15 protein-coding genes are annotated in these 18346 nt (G+C 65.9%); 6 read left to right on the top strand and 9 right to left on the bottom strand.

Annotation, left to right across the window (positions count from 1 at the left end; all coding sequences use genetic code 11):
• Positions 1-27 precede the first annotated feature (27 nt).
• The 3 genes from BMY29_RS08500 to BMY29_RS08490 all read left to right on the top strand — a co-directional run bounded on the left by BMY29_RS08500 (position 28) and on the right by BMY29_RS08490 (position 4152).
• On the top strand, positions 28-756 hold the full coding sequence (locus BMY29_RS08500; RefSeq protein ID WP_049989065.1) for a protein sorting system archaetidylserine synthase: 729 nt from the start codon (positions 28-30) through the stop codon (positions 754-756).
• A 66-nt stretch (positions 757-822) separates the two neighbouring features.
• Positions 823-2178, top strand: coding sequence for a HEAT repeat domain-containing protein (locus tag BMY29_RS08495; protein WP_049989066.1), 1356 nt, complete (start codon positions 823-825; stop codon positions 2176-2178).
• Positions 2179-2346: 168 nt separating this feature from the next.
• Complete coding sequence (locus BMY29_RS08490; RefSeq protein ID WP_049989067.1) at positions 2347-4152, top strand: phospholipase D-like domain-containing protein; 1806 nt, start codon at positions 2347-2349, stop codon at positions 4150-4152.
• A gap of 134 nt (positions 4153-4286) precedes the next feature.
• Here BMY29_RS08490 and BMY29_RS08485 read toward each other — a convergent pair whose 3' ends face one another.
• From BMY29_RS08485 to BMY29_RS08460, 6 genes are all read right to left on the bottom strand, one after another.
• The gene (locus BMY29_RS08485; RefSeq protein ID WP_049989068.1) at positions 4287-4721 is read right to left on the bottom strand and encodes a metal-dependent transcriptional regulator; all 435 of its coding nucleotides are present in this window, start codon (positions 4719-4721) and stop codon (positions 4287-4289) included.
• A 169-nt stretch (positions 4722-4890) separates the two neighbouring features.
• The gene (locus BMY29_RS08480) at positions 4891-5385 is read right to left on the bottom strand and encodes a rubrerythrin (protein WP_049989069.1); all 495 of its coding nucleotides are present in this window, start codon (positions 5383-5385) and stop codon (positions 4891-4893) included.
• Positions 5386-5562: 177 nt separating this feature from the next.
• Complete coding sequence (sufD, locus tag BMY29_RS08475; protein WP_049989070.1) at positions 5563-6777, bottom strand: Fe-S cluster assembly protein SufD; 1215 nt, start codon at positions 6775-6777, stop codon at positions 5563-5565.
• A gap of 1 nt (position 6778) precedes the next feature.
• Positions 6779-8209: a Fe-S cluster assembly protein SufB gene (gene sufB, locus BMY29_RS08470; protein ID WP_049989071.1), complete on the bottom strand. Its 1431-nt coding sequence runs from the start codon at positions 8207-8209 to the stop codon at positions 6779-6781.
• A gap of 61 nt (positions 8210-8270) precedes the next feature.
• The gene (locus BMY29_RS08465) at positions 8271-9176 is read right to left on the bottom strand and encodes an ABC transporter ATP-binding protein (RefSeq protein WP_049989072.1); all 906 of its coding nucleotides are present in this window, start codon (positions 9174-9176) and stop codon (positions 8271-8273) included.
• Positions 9177-9379: 203 nt separating this feature from the next.
• On the bottom strand, positions 9380-12133 hold the full coding sequence (locus BMY29_RS08460) for a DNA-directed DNA polymerase (RefSeq protein ID WP_049989073.1): 2754 nt from the start codon (positions 12131-12133) through the stop codon (positions 9380-9382).
• 228 nt (positions 12134-12361) lie between these two features.
• Between BMY29_RS08460 and BMY29_RS08455 the strand changes: the two genes are divergently transcribed.
• The 3 genes from BMY29_RS08455 to BMY29_RS08445 all read left to right on the top strand — a co-directional run bounded on the left by BMY29_RS08455 (position 12362) and on the right by BMY29_RS08445 (position 13668).
• Positions 12362-12547 (top strand): DUF7331 family protein, encoded by a 186-nt coding sequence (locus BMY29_RS08455; protein ID WP_049989074.1) that lies wholly within the window; start codon positions 12362-12364, stop codon positions 12545-12547.
• Between the two features lie 66 nt (positions 12548-12613).
• Entirely contained in the window at positions 12614-13189 is a 576-nt protein-coding gene (locus BMY29_RS08450) for a DUF7322 domain-containing protein (RefSeq protein WP_049989075.1), read from the top strand.
• Complete coding sequence (locus tag BMY29_RS08445; RefSeq protein ID WP_049989076.1) at positions 13186-13668, top strand: DUF7346 family protein; 483 nt, start codon at positions 13186-13188, stop codon at positions 13666-13668. Before BMY29_RS08450 ends, BMY29_RS08445 begins: the two co-directional genes overlap by 4 nt.
• Before the next feature lie 104 nt (positions 13669-13772).
• Here BMY29_RS08445 and rad50 read toward each other — a convergent pair whose 3' ends face one another.
• From rad50 to BMY29_RS08430, 3 genes are all read right to left on the bottom strand, one after another.
• Positions 13773-16457, bottom strand: a complete 2685-nt coding sequence (gene rad50, locus BMY29_RS08440) for a DNA double-strand break repair ATPase Rad50 (protein ID WP_049989077.1) — start codon at positions 16455-16457, stop codon at positions 13773-13775.
• Positions 16454-17851, bottom strand: coding sequence for a DNA double-strand break repair protein Mre11 (gene mre11 / locus BMY29_RS08435; RefSeq protein WP_049989078.1), 1398 nt, complete (start codon positions 17849-17851; stop codon positions 16454-16456). The genes rad50 and mre11 overlap by 4 nt, the downstream gene beginning before the upstream one ends.
• Before the next feature lie 114 nt (positions 17852-17965).
• A complete protein-coding gene (locus tag BMY29_RS08430; protein WP_049989079.1) occupies positions 17966-18235 on the bottom strand; it encodes a MarR family transcriptional regulator in 270 nt (89 codons plus the stop codon).
• Between the last annotated feature and the right edge of the window lie 111 nt (positions 18236-18346).

Raw genomic sequence — 18346 nt, 5'->3', positions numbered from 1 at the left:
AAGGTAGCTCCCCGTCGAATCCGCGATATGCTCCCCCGGTTCGTCGGTCGACTCGGCGTCGCCGACGCGGTAACGATCGCCAACGCCGCCCTGGGGTTCGTCGCGGTCGTCGTCGCCGCCGTCGACATCGACCTCGCCGCCCGCCTGATCCTCCTGGCGGCGGTCGCGGACGGCCTCGACGGCATCCTCGCGCGCCGGTACGGCGGCACTGACGCCGGCCCGTACTTAGACTCGCTCGCCGACGTGGCCTCCTTCGCGGTCGCCCCCGCCGTCCTCTCCTTTGTCGTCGTCACCGACGGCCCAGCGATAGGAACCGACGCAATTTCGACCGAATTCCTGGTTGCGACGGCCGTCTGTGCACTGTTCGTCGCGATGGCCGTCACCCGCCTCGGGATGTACACCGCCTACGACATCTCCGGCAGTTACACCGAGGGCGTCCAGACGACGCTGGCCGCGACGGTGCTCGGCGCGGCGATCCTCGCCCACGAGACCCAGCCGTGGCTCGTGCTCGCGGTCACCGCTGCGTTCTGTTACCTGATGGTCTCGCGGATCCGGTACCCCGACTTGCTCGCTCGCGACGCCGCCATCATGGGCGTCGTCCACGTCCTGGCCGTCCTCATCCCCGATTTCGCCGGCCGGACGTTCCCCTACGCCCTCCTGACGCTCGGCCTGGCCTACATGACGCTCAGTCCCTGGTTCTACTGGCGCGAGGACGGCCAGCCGGCGGAGGAAGTCGACGTGCATGGAAACGCTTAGGGCCGTGCTGGAACGACCCTACGGTATGCACACTGTCACGTGTCGGCGTCGTCCCGAGGTGGGAGCATGAGTGAGGACGAGGCGACCGGTGACGACGCAGCCGCCGGAGAAGCGGACGAGCAACCGGACGAGGAGGAGTCAGTCGATCTCGAGGCGATCGACGACCGGCTCGAGGACCTGGCGGCCGACCTCGAGGACTTACAGGCGGACCTGGAGGCGGCCGAGACCGAAGACGATCTCGACGTCGTCGAGGCCGACATCGACTCGTTCCGCGAGGACCTCGAGACCGTCGAGATTCCGGAGCCGCCGGAGACCGACGAGGACGAAGACGAGGAAGACGAAGAGCCCGCACCCGAAGAGGAACTCCAGGAGCGCTACGACGAGATCGAGAGCGATGTCTCCGATCTCGAATCCGACCTCGAGGACCAGCGCGGGCCCTACGGCGAAGACGTCGTCGACGAGATCGAAGACGCCAGCGGCACGATCACGGGCACCCGCTGGACCGAGGAGGGGAACGCCGAACTGATCGAGGCGGTCGACGACTTCCTCGACGAATTCAACGACCTGCTCGGCGGATCGGTCTCGCTGGTCGACGAAGGTGACGACGTCCCCGAGCAACTCGACGCGACCCTCGACGACGCGGTCGCGGCGGTCGAGGACGCCGAACTCGACGCGGACGACGACGCCGAGACCATCGCCGGCCTGCTCGAGGCAACCGACGACCTCCAAAGCGACATCGACGACGCGACCGAGTGGTCCGACCTCGCGGTCCGCGAACAGCTCCGCCGCGAGGGCTACTACGACGTGCTCGACCACGTCAAGGACTTCCCGCCGGAGTGGCACGCGCTCAAGGTCCACGAGAAGCGGGGCAACGTCGACATGATCCTCCTGGCTCTGGAGACGTTCGACTCCGACTTCATGGAGGAACACTGCATGGAGGCCTTAGAACGGATGGGCCCCGAGGAGGCCATCGAGCCGATGCTCCAGAAGGCCAACCGCCGCGACCAGGCGGCGATGCGAATCCTGGGGACGATCGGCGTCGCGGACGACGAGGTCGTCGACGCGCTGCTCGATTACGTCGACTCCAACCCGACCCTCCAGCAGCCGGCCTTCCGCGCGCTCGGCGAGGTCGGTTCTGAGGACGCCGTCGAACCGATCGCCCAGCAGCTGGTCGCCGACGAGGCCGACGTCCGCAGCTGGGCCGCCCGCGCGCTCGGCCTGATCGGCGACACCCGCGCCATCGAGCCGCTCGCTGACGTCCTCGACGACGACGAGTCCGACCGCGTCCGCGCCAGTGCCGCCTGGGCGCTCAACCGCATCGGCACCCAGGAGGCCCTCGAGATTGTCGCCGAGTACGACGACGACCGCGCCTACCTGGTCCAGGCCGAGGCCGAGAACGTCGACTTGGAGCCCGCGGCCTGACGGCTGCCGGGTAGTCTTCTCCTTCCGAGTCGGTCGATCGAAGCCGACCGTTCGACGGATTTTCGTTTCGCTGCGTTTTCGCAACCCGATCCCGCTGACGATCGCCATCGATTCGAATTCAGTCGATGAGCCGATAGTTTAAGTACCGGAAGGCGGCCAAACGGAGCGATGGATCTCCGGCGGGTCGTTCTCGGCGCTCTCATCGTCTGTTCGCTCGTCGGGAGCGCCGCGACGCTCGTCGGACCGCCGGGAACGGAACCGCGAAGCGACTCGGTGACCGCTCGATCGACGCCGATCCCGAACGCGACTGCGACCGACCGTGCCTGTCCCCCGCGAGCGGCCGAGTCGGCGGTCCCGACCGAACGCCAAACCGAGGCGTCCGCGGGGCCACAGATCGTCGGCCTCTATCCGAACCCGACGACCGACGGCAACGTCGGCGAGTTCGCCGTCCTCGAGGTCCCGCCGGGGACTGCCCTCGCGAACTGGACGCTCACGGACGGCCACACGACGGCGACGCTCCCGAACGAGACCGCATCCGGGCGCGTCGCCGTGAGCACGGCTCCGAACGTCACCGAGTCGCTGACAGACGCGCCCGTGCTCGCACTCGACGGCCACCTCAAGCTCGCCGCCGACGGCGACGAGCTTCGGCTCCGGAACGGGACGACGACGATCGACGCGGTCGCGTACGACCGCGCGCCGACCGCCGAGCGGTGGTACCGGACGGAACCGGCTACGGACGCCGACGGACCGGCCGGAACCGCTTCGCCTGGCGACCCGGACCACGGCCGCGGGCAGTGGTGGCCCCGCGACGCGACCTGCCTCCCTGTTTCGACCGCGGACGTCGACCAGGCGACGGCCTTTGTCCTCCCGGATTCGCCGCAGGTTCCCCGCGAGACGATCCGCGACGCCGACGATCGACTCCTCCTCGCTGGCTACACCGTCACCTCGGAGCCGATCGCAGCGGCGCTCGCGAACGCCGCCGAGCGCGGGGTCGACGTCGCGGTCCTCCTCGAAGCGAGCCCGGTCGGCGGCACGCCGGCGCCGACCGCCGACGTCATCGAGACGCTCGAGGCCGCCGGAGTGGACGTCCGCGCCGTCGGCGGCGACGGGGCACGGTACCGCTATCACCACCCCAAGTACGCCGTCGCCGACGACCGCGTGCTGGTCACCACCGAGAACTGGAAACCCGCGGGCGTCGGCGGCGAGAGCAGCCGCGGCTGGGGCGTCCGCTTCGAGGACGAGCGCCTGGCCGACGAGCTCGTGAGGGTCTTCCGGGCCGACTTCGAGGGCCCGGACACGGTCGCCGGGGACGACTACCGGGCGACCACCTCGTTCGTCGACGACGAGTCGGCCGACCTCTCGGCGACCGAGTTTCCGACGACTCACGAGCCGGACCCGGTCCCCGTCGAGTCGGCCGAGCTCTTGGTCGCACCCGACAACGCCGAGCGACGACTGCAGGCGCTGCTGGCCGCTGCCGACGACGAAATTCTCATCGTCCAACCGACCGTCGCCGCCGACGTCTCGCTGCTCGAATCGACCCTCGACGCGGCGCGCCGCGGCGTCGACGTCCGGCTCCTGCTCGGCTCAGCCTGGTACGACGCCGACGATAACGAGGCGCTCGCGGCCGACCTCGAACGCGTCGCGGACCGCGAGGAGCTCTCGATTTCGGTTCGCCTGGTCGACGACACCGACCGGTTCGAGAAGATTCACGCAAAGGGGATCGTGATCGACCGGGAAATCGCGGTCGTCGGGAGCGCCAACTGGAATTCGAACTCCCTCGAGAACAACCGCGAGGTACTCGTCGCGCTTCACGGCCGAGACGTCGCGGGCTACTACGCCGACGTCTTCGAGGCCGATTGGGCGGGCGACCAGCAGCGGTTCCCGATCGGACTCGGCGTCGCGGTCATCGTCGCCCTCGCTGCGGCTGCGCTTGTCGGACGGCGGTACGTTCGATTCGACGATCGTGACCCGTGAGTCGCGGGTCGTGATCGGGCGGTGTCGGGTCGGTGGTCTGGGGTCGTGGGCTGATCGGACGAGATCTGACTACCAAGTGAGCGCGGGAGAACGAGACTCGAGACGCGAGTGGCGGGGTACCACCGACGTCGCGATCAGTCCGCGTGGCCGCTGGCTTCGAGTTCGAGCAGTTCGCAGCAGTCCGCCTCGGGGTCGAAACAGTCGGGACACTGCTCGGGACGATCGATGATCGTGTCGAGTCGTTCGGCGACCGTATCGTCGATGACGCTTTCGAGGGCACGGGCCTCGTCCCGGAACTCCTCGACCTCGAGGACGTTCGCGAGGAACCGCTCGATGATACAGTAGGTCTGAAGGGCGTTGTGGGCGCGCTCGAGCCCCTCGTCGGTCAGGCTGGCACCCTTGTACTTCTCGTGTTCGACGAGTTCGCGGTCCTCGAGTTTACCGACCATCTCGTTGACGCTCGCCGGACTCACCTCCAGCAGATCCGCGAGCATGCCGGTCGATGCGGGACCGTCCTCGATGCGTTGGGCCAGGTAGATCGCCTTGAGATACTGATCTGCAGTGTTCATTGCATCCCTCCGTCAGTGCCGTCGATGCCGCTGCGTGCCGTCGCGGTCGTGGTCGCGAGTGCGGTCGTGCGCCGGTGTAACCGAAACCGAATCCGGGAATCAATGCGCGTGTGAGACGGCGAACCGGTCCGCCTGGTGCTGGCGATCGCCGCGTTCGTCTGCCCCGCGATCATGCTCTGTGCTCCATGATCTCGGTGACTTCCTCGACGCCCTCCTTTTCCTCCTCGCGGATGCCGGACAGCGTATCGAGCAGCCGATCGCGGTCGACCGCGAACTCGGCGTCGGAGGCCTCGATCGCCTGAATCAGGTCGTCGTAGAACTTGTAGGCCGTCTCCTCGTTTGCCAGCTGGTCGTAGAGGACGCCGTCGGTGTCCTCCGGCGGCCCGTACTGCGCGTCGACCAGGGCGTTGATTTCCTCGTATTCGACCGTCTCGGCCTCGAGATCGTCGATCAGCGCCTCGAGCCGCTCGCGGTGATCAGCCGATTCCTCGGCGGCCTCCGCGAGCAGCTCCTCCACCTCCTCGTCGAACGCCGCCCGCTCGTCGGGCGGGAGAGACTCGATGTGGTGGGCGGCGCGTGACTCGACGACTTCCTCCAGCACGACCCCGATCTGGAGCAACCGGGTTAGCTGGTGGTCGCTCGAGACACGCTGTCCCAGACTCATACCTCGACAAGAGGACCGCTGTTACTTAGTCGTCTCGGAGCAGCGACGAGAAACGAGAGAATCGAGCGTCGAACGCTACCTGGCGACGACGGACGAAGTACGAAGCGGTTCGAGGCGGCCGACCCACCTCGAGCGTCGGTAATCGGGACCCGGTACCGGAAGCCGCTCCCGGTCGAGTTAGTCGCGCTGGCGAAGTCGCGCAGCGATCAGCTCTTCGAGATCGTCGCGCAGTTCGTCGACGGCGATCTCCTCGAGGACCGGCACGAAGAAGCCCTCGACGAGCATGTTCCGCGCCGCACGCGGGTTGACACCACGGGAGGTCATGTATAGCAGATCCTCCTGGTCGATCTGGCCGACCGTCGCGGAGTGGCTGGCCTCGGTGTCGTGGTTGTTGATGATCAGCTTCGGCGAGGCGTCGGCCTCGCTTTCGTCGCTGAGCATCAGCGTGTTCTCGCGCTGGTAGGAGCTGGTGTCCCAGGCATCCTTGCCGACGTCCTGGACGCCCTCGTAGACAGAGCGGGCGATGTCGTCGGTGACACCGCGGGTGACGAGGTCGGCCGTCGTGTGCTCGGCGCGGTGCCAGACCTTCGCGTCGAGGTCGAAGTGCTGGTCGTTGTGGCCGTAGAAGGCCCCGACGATCTGACTCTCGGAGGACTCGCCGTTGAGTTCCGTCGAGACCTCGGTCTTGGTCAGCTGCGTGCCGAGGTTGGCCTCGATCCAGTCGATCGTGGCGTACGTGCCGGCGTCGCCGCGCTTGAGCGTGAAGTTGTAGGCGTCCTCCGACAGGTTCTGGAGGCTGCCGTACTGGACGTTGCTGTTCTCGCCGGCCACGACCTCGACGATACCGCTGTAGTACTGTTCGTCCTGCTCCTCACCGGTCGCCTGGCGCTCTAAGATCGTCACCGACGCGGACTCCTCGGTGACGACGAGCGTGTAGTTAAACAGCGACTGGGAGTTCTGCTCGGTTCGGATGGTGACGTCCTCGGCGTCGACGCCCTCGGGGACGTAGACGACCGTCCCGGTACTGAACAGCGCGGTCGAGAGCGCCGTCAGGTAGTTCTCCTGGGGATCGACGATAGAGCCGAAGTGGTCCTTGATGAGGGCTTCGTGCTCGTCGACGGCCTCTGCCCACGGGAGGACGACGGCCTCGTCGGGACCGACCTGGTCCTTGTCCTCGGCCGCGTTCAGCGGGTCGACGAAGGACTCGAAGTCCAGGTCGTGGAGGTTCGTCCAGTCGCGGCCAGGCGTCCGGATGACGTCGGGCATGTCGAGCGTCTCGAGCGCGTCGAGGGCCTCGAGACGCGTCTCGAGGAGCCACTCGGGCTCGTCGAGGTCGCCCGAAATTTGGCGTACCTGTTCTTCCGTCAGATTGGCGTGTACCTGCGTACTCATATTATCCGAGGCTACCTTCCATCTCGAGTTCGATGAGGCGGTTGAGTTCGACCGCGTACTCGATGGGCAGTTCCTCCGTGATCGGCTCGATGAAGCCGGCGACGATCATCTTCTTGGCGTCGTCGTCGTCCAGACCGCGGCTCTGGAGGTAGAAGATGTCTTCGTCGCCGATCTTACCGACGGTCGCCTCGTGAGCGACGTCGACCTTCGACTCCTCGATCTCCATGTACGGCATGGTGTCCGACGTCGACTCGTTGTCGAACATCAGCGCGTCGCACTCGACGGCGGTCGAGGAGTTCTCGGCGCCGTCGGCGATGTGGACGAGACCGCGGTAGTTGGTGCGGCCGCCGTCCTTGGAGATCGACTTGGACTCGATGGTCGAGCTCGTCTCGGGCGCGTTGTGGTAGACCTTCGCGCCGGTGTCGATGTCCTGCCCCTCGCCGGCGAAGGCGATGGTGATGTGGGTGTCGGTCGCGCCGCGGCCCTTGAGGATGGTACACGGGTAGAGCATGGTCGCTTTCGAGCCCATGCTGCCCGAGACCCACTCCATCGTGCCGTTCTCTTCGCAGATGGCGCGCTTGGTGTTCAGGTTGAAGGTGTTCTTCGACCAGTTCTGGACGGTCGAGTACTGGACGTGAGCGTCTTCGCCGACGAAGACTTCGACGCCGCCGGAGTGGAGGTTGTGGGTGCCGTACTTGGGTGCGGAACAGCCCTCGATGTAGTGGACTTCGGACCCTTCCTCGGCGATGATGAGCGTGTGCTCGAACTGGCCCATCCCCTCCGAGTTCATGCGGAAGTACGCCTGGACGGGCATCTCGACGGTGACGTCCTCGGGGACGTAGACGAACGAGCCGCCCGACCAGACGGCCCCGTGCAGCGCGGCGAACTTGTTGTCGCTCGGCGGCACGCAGGTCGTCATGAAGTGCTCTTTGACGAGGTCGGGGTGCTTCTGGACGGCCTCGTCCATGTTCATGAAGATGACGCCCTTCTCCTCCCAGCGCTCCTGCATGTTCTGGTAGACGACCTCAGACTCGTACTGGGCGCCGACGCCGGAGAGCGCGTTCTTCTCGGCCTCCGGAATGCCCAGCTTGTCGAACGTGTCCTTGATGTCGTCGGGCAGCTCCGTCCAGTCGTCGACGCCTTCGCGCTTGTCGACGTCCGGGCGGATGTAGGGAATGATCTCTTCGACGTCCAGCTCGGAGAGATCGGGCATGCCGGGCCAGCCCGACGGCATCGGCATGTTCTGGTACTGCTCGAGTGCGCGCAGCCGGCGCTCGAGCATCCAGTCGGGCTCGTCCTTGTCCTCGGAGATCATGCGGATGACCTCCTCGGTCAGGCCCTTCTCGGATTTGACCGCGGCGTTCTGTTCTTTCTTGAACTCGAACCGGGCCTCAGTGTCTGTCTCTTTTAGGTGGTCTTGTTCGGAACTCATTGGTTGATCGTAGTTGTGGTTACGGCTGTAGCGTTATTACGGTTGTTCTAGCTGAATCCGGTTACGCGGTGCCGTAGACCTCTTCGCGGACCCAGTCGTACCCCTTGTCCTCGAGCTCCTCGGCGAGTTCGGGACCGCCGCTCTTGGCGATCTGACCGTCGATCATCACGTGGACGTGATCGGGTTCGACGTAGTCGAGGATGCGCTGGTAGTGAGTGATCTGCAGGATGCCGGTGCCCTGCTCGTCGCGCAGCGCGTTGATCCCGCTGGAGACGTCCTGCAGGCGGTCGATGTCGAGCCCGGAGTCGATCTCGTCGAGGACGGCGACCGACGGCTCGAGGATGGCGGCCTGCAGCACTTCGTTTTGCTTCTTCTCGCCGCCGGAGAAGCCGGCGTTGAGGTAGCGCTGGGCGAACTTCTCGTCCATGTCCAGCTGCTCCATCTTCTCCTGGAGGATCTGCTGGAACTCGGCGACGCCGACCTCGCCCTCGTCCTCGGGGCCCTCCATCGGCGAGGATTCGAAGCCTTCGTCGTCCGCTTCTTCCTCGCCTTCCTCTTCCTCGAAGAGTTCCTCGCGCTCTTCGATCTTGGCGTTGAGCGCCGTCCGGAGGAAGTTCGTCATCGTGACGCCCTCGATCTCGGCGGGATACTGGAAGCCGAGGAAGATGCCGAGCGCGGCGCGCTCGTTCGGCTCGAGGTCCAGCAGGTTCCAGGTGCGCTGGTCCTCGTCGATCTCGATGTCCTCGCCGAACTCGTCCTCCTCGAGGTGGAGCAGGACCTCACCCTCGGTGACCTCGTAGGCGGGGTGGCCGGCGATGACCTTCGCGGTCGTCGACTTCCCGGAGCCGTTCGGCCCCATCAGGGCGTGAATCTCGCCCGATTCGACTTCGAGATTGACGCCCTCGAGAATTTTCTCGTCGACCTCCACGACTTCCGCGTGCAAGTTGTTTAGTTCGAGACGTGCCATAGTACTCTGTCACCTAAACGGTGGGTCGTCTGACTGATAACGTTTTCGTATCCATTTGTATACTGTCCCACATCAGAAAAATAACTTTCCGAAAGGAAAACTCGCGTTGTGCTCGTCCGGTGATCACGACCATCGATTCCGGCGCTGACGGACCGCACATTCGGCACCAAAGTAGGGTCCCGAGGGCGGAAATGGACGAGGTCCTACATGAAGCTGTCGAGGCCCGTCTGCTCCTGCCCGCTTTTCACTTCCTCCCAAGAGACGTCCAGCGCCTCGAGGATGCGCTCGATCGGCCCCTTCAGCGTCTTCTCGAGCATCGTGTCGTAGTCGACCTCGAACTCCTCGGGGATCTGGTCTTCGTACTCGAAGCAGATCACGTCGGGATCGCGCTTGAACGCGCCGTAGAGGGGATCGGTGCGGGCGTCGAACCCTTCCTCGTCCTCGAGGCGCTCGAAGAACGAGGGATCGATACGGTCGAGATACAGGCGCTTGGGCTTGCTCCCGCGCTGGAAATTGGTCCCGAGGAAGCGGTTCGCGTACTTCGCGCCCCGGACCTGGGCCGTGTCCGTGTCGTAGTTGCCCAGTCGCTTCCCGATTCCGCCCGGGATCGCGATGTCTTCGAGCGAGATCTCGCCCGCGAGCACGTCCTCGATGACCTCGTTGACGTACTCCTTTGCACCCTCGACGTCGCCCTCGCGGACGATCATCTCGATCACGCGGTGTTGAACTTCCTTCGTGATCGGGGCGATGTCCGAGCGCTGGTACTCGAAGCCGACGATGTCGATATCGTTGACGTCCTTCCCTTCCTTCCAGGTGATGTGGCCGGCGTAGCGTTTCTTCTTACCGGCCTGGAAGAACCGCCGGTAGAGTTTCTCGAACTCGATCTGGAACCGGTGGGCCTCGGCGTTGAGGTCTTCCCGCGCGAAGTCGTCGTACCGTTCGTTGATGTGCTCCTCGATCTCGAAGGATTTCTCGATGGCTTCCTCCTGCGAGATCGCCGATCCGAGTTCGAGCATCACGCTGTCGGTGTCCCCGTAGGTGACCTGGTAGTCGAGTTCGTTCGCGGCAGTCTCGGTGAACTCGATCACTTCGCGGCCGGTCGCGGTGATCGCGGAGGCGGCCTCCTTGTCGTACAGCCGGAACTGCTCCCAGCCCGAGACGCCGTACAGCGAGTTCATGATGACCTTCACGGCGCCCTGCTGACGGTCGTATTGCTCGTATTCGGGGGTTCCGGGATCGTACTCGTTTCGCAGTCCCTTCTTCTCCTCGCGCTCGGCGAGCAGTTCCGTGATCATCTCGCGCATCACGCCGTCGGGTTCCTTTCGGAAGTGCGTCCCGTCGGGGCTGGTCGGTGCAACGTAGGTCTCGCCGTCGTACTCCTCCGGATCGACCTTCGTCTCCGGCGACGCATTGATCGTCGTCATACACATCGGGTACAGCGACTTCAGGTCGAGCACGGTGACGTTTTCCTTGACGCCCGTGATCGGTTCGAAGACGGCGCCGCCCTCGTACTCCTCGCCGGCCTCCTGTTGGCCCTTCGAGGGCAGCGCGAATCGGCCGTAGGCCTCGTGGAGGACGTACATGTCGACCGCGTCGCCAGGCGTCGGCGCGTCCTCTAACTTGCAGCCGACGAACGAGCGCACCTCGTCCCAGAACGGGATGATCTCCTGCTGGCGGTCGAGTTCGACACAGAGTTCGACGTCGCGCAGGTTGTACTCGAGCAGCCTGGTCGGGTCGCCCTCCCATAGGTCGCCGATGTCGCCGGCGTAGCGCTCCTTGCCGACGCCGAGTTCCTCCTCGCCGACGGCGTCTAAGCGGTAGGAGTCGAGTTCGGAGAAGACCATCCGCTGGTAGCCGTAGAGGAGGTCGAAGACGACGCGGCCCTTGACGTCGGGGCCGCCCCAGTTGCTGCGCCAGACCTCGTCGACGCGCGAGAGGCGGTCCGGCTCGAGGTCGTGTTCGTGGTGGGGTCCCTGTAGTTCCTCCAGTCGGTCGAGGAAGTACGGTGCGTCGAAGTCCTCGAAGTTCCAGCCGGTGAGGATGTCGGGATCGGTCTTATCGACGTAGTCGAGGAAGGCCGCGAGCATGGCTTCCTCCTCCTCGAAGCTCCGGACCTCGTGATCGATCTCGCCTTCGATCGGATCGTAGCCGTCGATCTCGGTTGGAATCTCGCCGTCGCCGATCGGGGCTTCGTAGAGCCACATGATGTACTCGTCGCGGTAGGAGTCGTGGCTGGTGAGACAGACGATCGGCTCCTCGCCATCCTCGGGGAACCCCGAGCGGTCGTCGACCTCGATGTCGAACGTGTTGACTCGCGGCTCGGTGTCGACGTCGGCCGGTTCGACCTCGTCGTGGGGAACGACGAGGGTGTCGTCGTCGGCTCGTCGCTCCGGAATGCGGAGCCCGCTGCGAATGTCCTTGTCGATCAGGAACCGGTTCGGGAACAGGATGTCGGCCTCGTAGTGCTCGAAATCGTCGCGGACCTGACCGACGTCGCGGGGCGTCTGGCCGAAGATCTTGGTGAGCTTCTCGCCCCGGATGCTCTCGTAGGGATCGCCGTCCTCGTCGTACTCCTCGCTGCCGGTGATCCGGTCGTACGCTTCCGCCGGCGGCCGGTCGAGCGTGTCCGTCGGCGCGTAGAAGTACGGCTGGAAGCCGACGACCTGGACGTGCTCTAATTCGCCGTCGGACGTGCGCCCGAACACGTGCATGATCGGACGCTCGTCGTCGCCGTAGCCGGCGATCGTGTAGTCGACCTGCATCACGGCGAGTTCGAGTTCGCCCTGTGACTCGGGAAGCGTTTCCTCGAGGACGTCGATCACTTCCGCGGCGTTGGACCCGCCGTCGCCGGCGACGGCAACGGCCTCCTCCGCCGGGCGCTCGTCGGCCTCGGTATCGGGGTCGTCGCCGGGATCGCCGTCGAAGTCCGCAAGTCCGGTCTGGCCCGCCTCAGTCATGGTACTGGGCTTAGCAGCCGGCGGATAAAAACCCCCGTACTCCCCGCTCGCGGCGACCGACGCCGAACCGACAGCGGACTGCCGAACGAGGGATAGCAATCGATCGCGAACCGACGACTGACAGCGAAGACGATACGGTCGAGCGGTGGACCGCAAATCGGCCCCTCGGATAGGCGGCTTGCGGGAGCAAGAAGACATTTAACTTGGTAACACATAGCACATGATCAGGTGATCGATGTGTCCACCGATGTGACCGACGACGCGACGGATCGGCGCGAACTGAGTAGTGAACCCGCCGGGACCGCGACGATCGAGTCCTACGAGACCGACGACGGCGTCGTCTTCTATGACGCCGAGAACCCGCTCGCGTGGGTGGAGACGTCTCGAACCCTCACGCTCGAAGACCTGGCCTGAGTCGACGATCGGCGGTCGGCGACTGCGAAGCGAACCCTTTTCCTCCCGCTGCACATCGCCTCGCATGTGGTATTCGACCGGACCGAGAACGAGCCCGAGGAGTGGGACCCCGAGGCCGACCTCAACGACCCCGATAGCGACTCGCTGACGATTCCGCGCGTGTCGATCGGGAACGAAAACGACCCCGTAGACGGTGAGGGAAGCGGGGATGACGACGATCCAGGCGACCCCACGAACGCCATCGACGTCCCCTCCGTCTCGACCGCCGAAACCGACGTGCCCGCCGACCTCCTCCAGACGTTCTGGGCGCTGGTGCTCGTCATCAACGCCGCCGTCCTGGCCGTCTCGCTGGGCATCCTGTTTTTCGTCTTCGAGGGCGAGACTCGCCGCAGCGGACTGCTCGTCGGCGGCGGACTCGTCCTACTCGGGTTCGCGGTCCGGCGATATCGACAGTTTCGTGCGCCCGATGACGGCTCCGCCCCCAACGGCTCCGACGACGCCGCTGGCGGCGACGGCAGCGATACGCCTGGCGCGTCCGACGCACCCGACACGCCGACCACCACACCGGCTGCGAACGGAGGCGAAACTACTTCAGGGGACGTCTCCCAACAGCATCTACCGGACCAGAACGACCGATCATGAAAACAGTCGAGGACGACACCGGCAGACGATACCTGCTTCTCAAGCGCTCGGATACCGCGAGTCTCGTCCGTGATCCAACCAACGGCAACGAGTGTTACGTCCAGAACGACCGGCTCGAGGACGTCGACGAATCTCCCCTCGAGACGGCCGCCCGCAGCGTCGACGATCCCGTCCTGACGCTGCTGACCAACGTCCACGACGAGGAGACGTTGGGCCTGGTCGTCGAACTCGCGGAACGGGGGCCGCTCGGCGTCCGCACCCTGCTCGACGCCTACGATATCTGCGAGAGCGACCTGCACGGCCGGCTCACGGTGCTCTCCGCTGCAGGTCTCATCGAAGAGACCGATGTCGCCGGGGAGCGCGGCTACCGCGTCACCGAGGACTGCGAGCGCGCACTCGCAGTGCTCAGATCGAGTCTCGAGGATAGGGCCGAGGAAACACCGAAACGGGTCGAAGACGGGTCCGAGACCGGGGTCTGATCGGCTCGCTGCGGACTGCCGATTCGTCTCGGTTCCGTTTTAGCTGCGTTGAACCTGTCGAAAACAGCGCTATCGAGCGTCGGCTGAGCGAACTCGAACGGGGCTCAGTCCGACGCGAGCAGTTCCATTTCGGGCGGCTCGCCGCGCTCGAGTCGCGAGCGGTTCGAGGTCGCGTCTTTCTCGACGCGGACCAGCGAGTCGGCCGCGCCGACGAGTTCCTCGTCGTGGCTGACGACGACGATCTGCTCGACGCCCAACTCGCGCATCGACTCGACCAGGGAGACCAGTTGCGTCACGTGGCCCGAGTCCAGGAAGACCGTCGGCTCGTCTAAGATCAGCGGCGGCATCGGGGCCGTCCCCTCGACGCCCTCGGCCAGCAGCCGGTAGATCGCACACCGCAGGCTGAGGTTGAACAGTGCTCGCTCGCCACCCGATAGTTGCTCGGGCTCGAGCGCCTCGCCGTCCTTCTGGTAGACCGTCAGCCGGTAGTCGCCGTCCAGGTCGATCGCCGCGTAGGAGTCGTTCTGGTAGACCAGGTCGAACGTCTCGTTCAACAACCGTTCGAGGGTTTCGACGTTGCGCTGGCGCAGTTCCGTCCGCAGGTCGCCGTAGGTCGTCTGGAGCGTTTCGGCCTCGTCGTACAGCGATCCGAGCTGGTCGCAGCGGGCTTCGACGGTCTCGAGGCGCTCCCGGAGCCGCTCGAGTTCCTCGAGTTCGTTCTCGACCGCGCCGATGGCGTTTTGAATCTCCGTGCGCCGCTCCTCGAGTTCCGCGAGTTTCTCGCCGACCTGATCCAAGTACTGCTCGGCGTTGCGCTTGTCCTCGCGGGCGGTTGCGATCCGCTCCTCGTCGAACTCGGACTCGAGCTCGCGCTTGCGGTCGCGTTTCGCCGAGAGCTGCTCGCGGCGCTCGTCGTTCATCGTCTCCCAGTCCCGACGACGCTCGCGGAGGGTCTCGATCTCGCTCTCGAGGTCCGCGCGCTCGTCGGCGATCTCGGCGACGCGGCGCAGCGCTTCGAGGGTCTCCTTGAGCTCGCCGCGTTCGGTGTTGATCTCGCCGAGTTCGGCCCGTGCCTCGGTCACCGCGCCTTCCCGGTCGTCCGCCGCGGTCCGCTTCTCCGCGGCCTCGGCCTCGTATTCGTCGGCATCCTCGCGGAGCCGGTCGCGCTGCTCGCGTCGGTCCGCCAGACGCTCGCGTTTCTCGGCGAGCAACTGCTCGATGTTGTCGCGGTTCTCCTCGAGTCGATCGACCCGCCGCTCCGTCTCGCGGAGCTCCTCCGCGCGTTCGATCCGCTCGTCGAGGGCGTCGCGCTCGGCCTCGAGGTCGTCGCGGCGCTCCTCGAGGGCGGCGAGTTCCTCGCGTTTGTCGTCCAAGACGTCAACGTGCGGGGAGTCCTCGACCGGCTGGCCGCACTCGGGGCACTTGCCCTCCTCGAGGAGCCGTTCGCCCTCCTCGATCGCGTTCTCGTCGGCGCGAATGTCGGCGGTGACGTCGCTGATCTCGTCGGTCAGTGCCTCGCGCTCGGTCTCGAGGTCGGCGAGGTGTGACTTGGCCTGGCCGAACGCGACCGGCGCGTCGTCGAACGTCGCTCGTGCGTCCTCGATCTGCTCGTCGAGGTCGTCGAGTTTCGACTCGCGTTCCTCGATCGTCTCCTCGTCGGCTGCGATCTGGTCGTCGAGGTCGGCGGCTTCCTCGCGGGCCTGGTCCGCCTGGTCTTCGAGGTCGGCGGCCTCCTCGCGGAGGCGCTCGATCTCGTTGGTCCCCTCGGTGATCGTCACGCGGACGTCCTCGAGGTCGTCGCGGAGGGCCTCGTCGCGGGCCTCGAGTTCCTCGATGCGATTCCGGACGGCCTCCGCGTCGGGATCGGTCGTCTCGAGGTCGGTCTCGGCGAGCAGGTCGGCGCGTTCGTCGGCGAGTTCCTCGCGTCGCTCGCGAACGTCGCGGATCTCGTCGCCGGCGTCCTCGCGCTCGCGCTCGGTCTCGCTAATTTTCGAGCGCAGGTCTTCGATCTCGTCCTCGAGCGACTCGATCTCCTCGCGGGTCTCCTCGTGGCGGTCGAGGACGTCCGCGGCCGCGTCGAGGGTCTCCTGTGCCTGGTCGCGTTGCGTTTCGTAGTGGTCGATCTCCTCGGCGACCTCGGCCTGGCGAGATTCGAGCCCGTTCAGACGCTCGTGGAGTTCCTTGTCCTCCTTCTGTTCGACCTGGTTGCGAACGTCCTCGAGGACCTCTCGCTGGCCGTCGAGGACGGTCTTGACGCCCAGTCGCGCCTCGCTGGCCCGCTCGCGGTAGTCCTCGAGCGCGCCCAACTGGAGGAGGTCGTCGATCATGTCCTGGCGGTCGCTCGGCGAGGCGTGGATGAGCTTGTTGACCTCGCCCTGGCGGACGTACGCACAGTTGACGAACGCCTCGGCGTCCATCCGCAGGAGGTCGGTCACCTCGCGGCGGACGTCGCGGGCGCCCTCGATCGTCGCCGTCGGCGTCTCGAGGACGCACTTCGTCGTGGTCGCCCGATCGCCGCGCAGCTTGAGCCGGCGTTCGACGTGATACTCGCGGCCGTCGTGGGTGAACCACAGTTCGACCTCGGCCTCCTCCTCGCCGGTGGTGATGACGTCGTCGAGGGTCCGATCGTCCAGCGCCTTCGAGCCGTAGAGCGCGAAGAAGACGGCCTCGAGCAGCGTCGACTTGCCGCTGCCGTTGACGCCGTGGACGACGGTGACCCCGCGCTCGAGCGAGAGATCGGCCTCGCCGTAGCACTTGAAGTTCAGTAGGCGGACGCGGTCGACCCTCACGCGAAATCACCCAGGGACGCGGTGTCGGTGTCTGCGGCCCCCTCGTCACCGGTGCCGTCGGCGTCGTCGGCGTCGCCTGGCGAGTTGGCATCGGCGGTCGCCTCGACTCCGGCCGGATCATCGCCCTCGGTATCGGCGGTTGCCGGCTCGGGCTCGTCCGCACCGTCCGACTCGGCCGTTTCCGAAGCGGGCTCGGAAGCGACCTCGCCGGCGAGTTGGTCGGCGACCGTCGTCACGTCCTCGTCGTCAGGCTCCCGCTCCGGTGCGGGCTCGAATGCGGACCGGTCGTCCTCGAGCAGGTCGCGAACGCGGCGTTCGACGGTCTCGCGGACGTTCGTGTCGGCGAGGTCGCCGTCGCGGACGGTGTCGTCGATTTCGAGTGCGGCGTCGCTCAGTCCGAGGTCTCGGACCCGTTCGCGGACGGCGGCGTCCGGATCGGCGAAGCTCACCGAGACCTCGTCGTCCTCGTCGGGGAGCTCCCGGCGGTCGTTCACGCGGGCGACTAGCGCCCCGCGGTCGATCGCGAGTTCCTCGACCGCGGCGGGCGTGATCGGCCGGCCCTCGCCCTCGACGGTGACGATGACGACCGCGTCCTCGAGCTCGTGCTGGCGGACGCGTTCCTGCACGCGGTCGATCCCCTCGTCTTCCTCGAGTTCGACGTCGACGAAGACGAACTCGCGGGTCGCGGTGAGGCCGCGGCGGCTGATCGCGACCGCGCCGCCGTCGTCGTCAAACTCCACGATGTTGTACCCGCGGTCCTCGCGTTCGCTGGCGCTTGCGCGTTCCGTCGAGCCGCAGTAGGTGACCCAGGCGTCCCGGACCTCGGCGGTGTCGGCCGCGTGGTTGTCCCCCAGGAGGACGGCGTCGAAGTCGACCGTCGACTCGTCGAGGACGGTCTCGGTGTCCCAGTCGGCGTGGGCGAAGGGCTCGAAGAGGCCGTGGCTCACGAGGGCCGCCTGGTCGGCCTCGTCTGGAACCGGTGCGAAGTCGTACTCGAGGTCGTCCCGTCGCGACCGGGGGACGAAGTCCAGGCCGTAGACGGCGACGTCGCCGACGAGTTCCGGGTCGGCGCCGAGTCGGGTCGCCAGATCGAGATCGGCAAAGAGGTCGAGCCACTGGGCGTCGCGTTTCGACTCGTGGTTGCCGACGACGGCGAGAAAGGGGATGTCGGCGTCGTCGAGCGTCCGGAGCACGCTGATCGTTCCCTGGAGGTCGACCAGGCTCGGCCGGCGGTCGTGAAAGAGGTCGCCGGCGTGGATCACGGCGTCGACGTCGTCGGCGACGGCGTCCTCGACGACGTCGCGGAACGCCTCGAGGAAGTCCCGTCGTCGCTCGGGCGAGTTGTACTGCTGGTACCCGATGTGGGTATCGCCCGTATGAATAACCCGCGTCATTGTCACTCAGTTGGCGAGCCCGCCCTAAAGGGATTCCGTGACCGAACTGAAAGTAAAACAGATACGTCGGGCGAGCCGGGACGGCCGACGGCGACGGTCGTTCCTGCGAGTCGATTATGACTCGATATCGAGGCTGTAGAGGCGCTTTCGCGCGTCGGAGAACGAGAAACGGGAGTCGATGACGTTCTCCTCGTCGAGTCGGTTTAACGCGTAGCGAACCGTTCGGGAGGGAAGAAGGGTCTCGTCGGCAATCTGTTGTTGGGTCATCGTATCGTTGTACTCGAGGACCTTCGCGACGAGTTTCGCGCTCGGCGGCAGCTCGCGAACGTCGTCCCACGTTCCCCGCTGGCTGGTCTCCTGTCGAAGCGGCTCTGAGGCGCTCATCCTATCTTCCCATTCCGAATACGGGGTGATAATATTTTCTATTCTATCTAATGCCTTGTGGTTATATTACTGGGCCGAGTGCACCTACCCGAAGCCTCTTATGAACCAACA

It is taken from the genome of Natrinema salifodinae (assembly GCF_900110455.1).
GTDB classification, from domain to species: domain Archaea; phylum Halobacteriota; class Halobacteria; order Halobacteriales; family Natrialbaceae; genus Natrinema; species Natrinema salifodinae.
Note: the sequence above shows the minus strand (reverse complement) of the source record. Positions and strands in the feature narration are given on the sequence as shown.

Excerpts from the sequence above, each read along its gene's own strand:
- sufD (WP_049989070.1), bottom strand. The coding sequence starts at position 6,777 with ATGAGTACGCAGGTACACGCCAATCTGACGGAAGAACAGGTACGCCAA.
- BMY29_RS08485 (WP_049989068.1), bottom strand. The coding sequence starts at position 4,721 with ATGAACACTGCAGATCAGTATCTCAAGGCGATCTACCTGGCCCAACGC.
- BMY29_RS08460 (WP_049989073.1), bottom strand. The coding sequence starts at position 12,133 with ATGACTGAGGCGGGCCAGACCGGACTTGCGGACTTCGACGGCGATCCC.
- BMY29_RS08430 (WP_049989079.1), bottom strand. The coding sequence starts at position 18,235 with ATGAGCGCCTCAGAGCCGCTTCGACAGGAGACCAGCCAGCGGGGAACG.
- mre11 (WP_049989078.1), bottom strand. The coding sequence starts at position 17,851 with ATGACGCGGGTTATTCATACGGGCGATACCCACATCGGGTACCAGCAG.
- sufB (WP_049989071.1), bottom strand. The coding sequence starts at position 8,209 with ATGAGTTCCGAACAAGACCACCTAAAAGAGACAGACACTGAGGCCCGG.
- BMY29_RS08500 (WP_049989065.1), top strand. The coding sequence starts at position 28 with ATGCTCCCCCGGTTCGTCGGTCGACTCGGCGTCGCCGACGCGGTAACG.
- BMY29_RS08465 (WP_049989072.1), bottom strand. The coding sequence starts at position 9,176 with ATGGCACGTCTCGAACTAAACAACTTGCACGCGGAAGTCGTGGAGGTC.
- BMY29_RS08480 (WP_049989069.1), bottom strand. The coding sequence starts at position 5,385 with ATGAGTCTGGGACAGCGTGTCTCGAGCGACCACCAGCTAACCCGGTTG.
- BMY29_RS08495 (WP_049989066.1), top strand. The coding sequence starts at position 823 with ATGAGTGAGGACGAGGCGACCGGTGACGACGCAGCCGCCGGAGAAGCG.
- BMY29_RS08490 (WP_049989067.1), top strand. The coding sequence starts at position 2,347 with ATGGATCTCCGGCGGGTCGTTCTCGGCGCTCTCATCGTCTGTTCGCTC.
- BMY29_RS08445 (WP_049989076.1), top strand. The coding sequence starts at position 13,186 with ATGAAAACAGTCGAGGACGACACCGGCAGACGATACCTGCTTCTCAAG.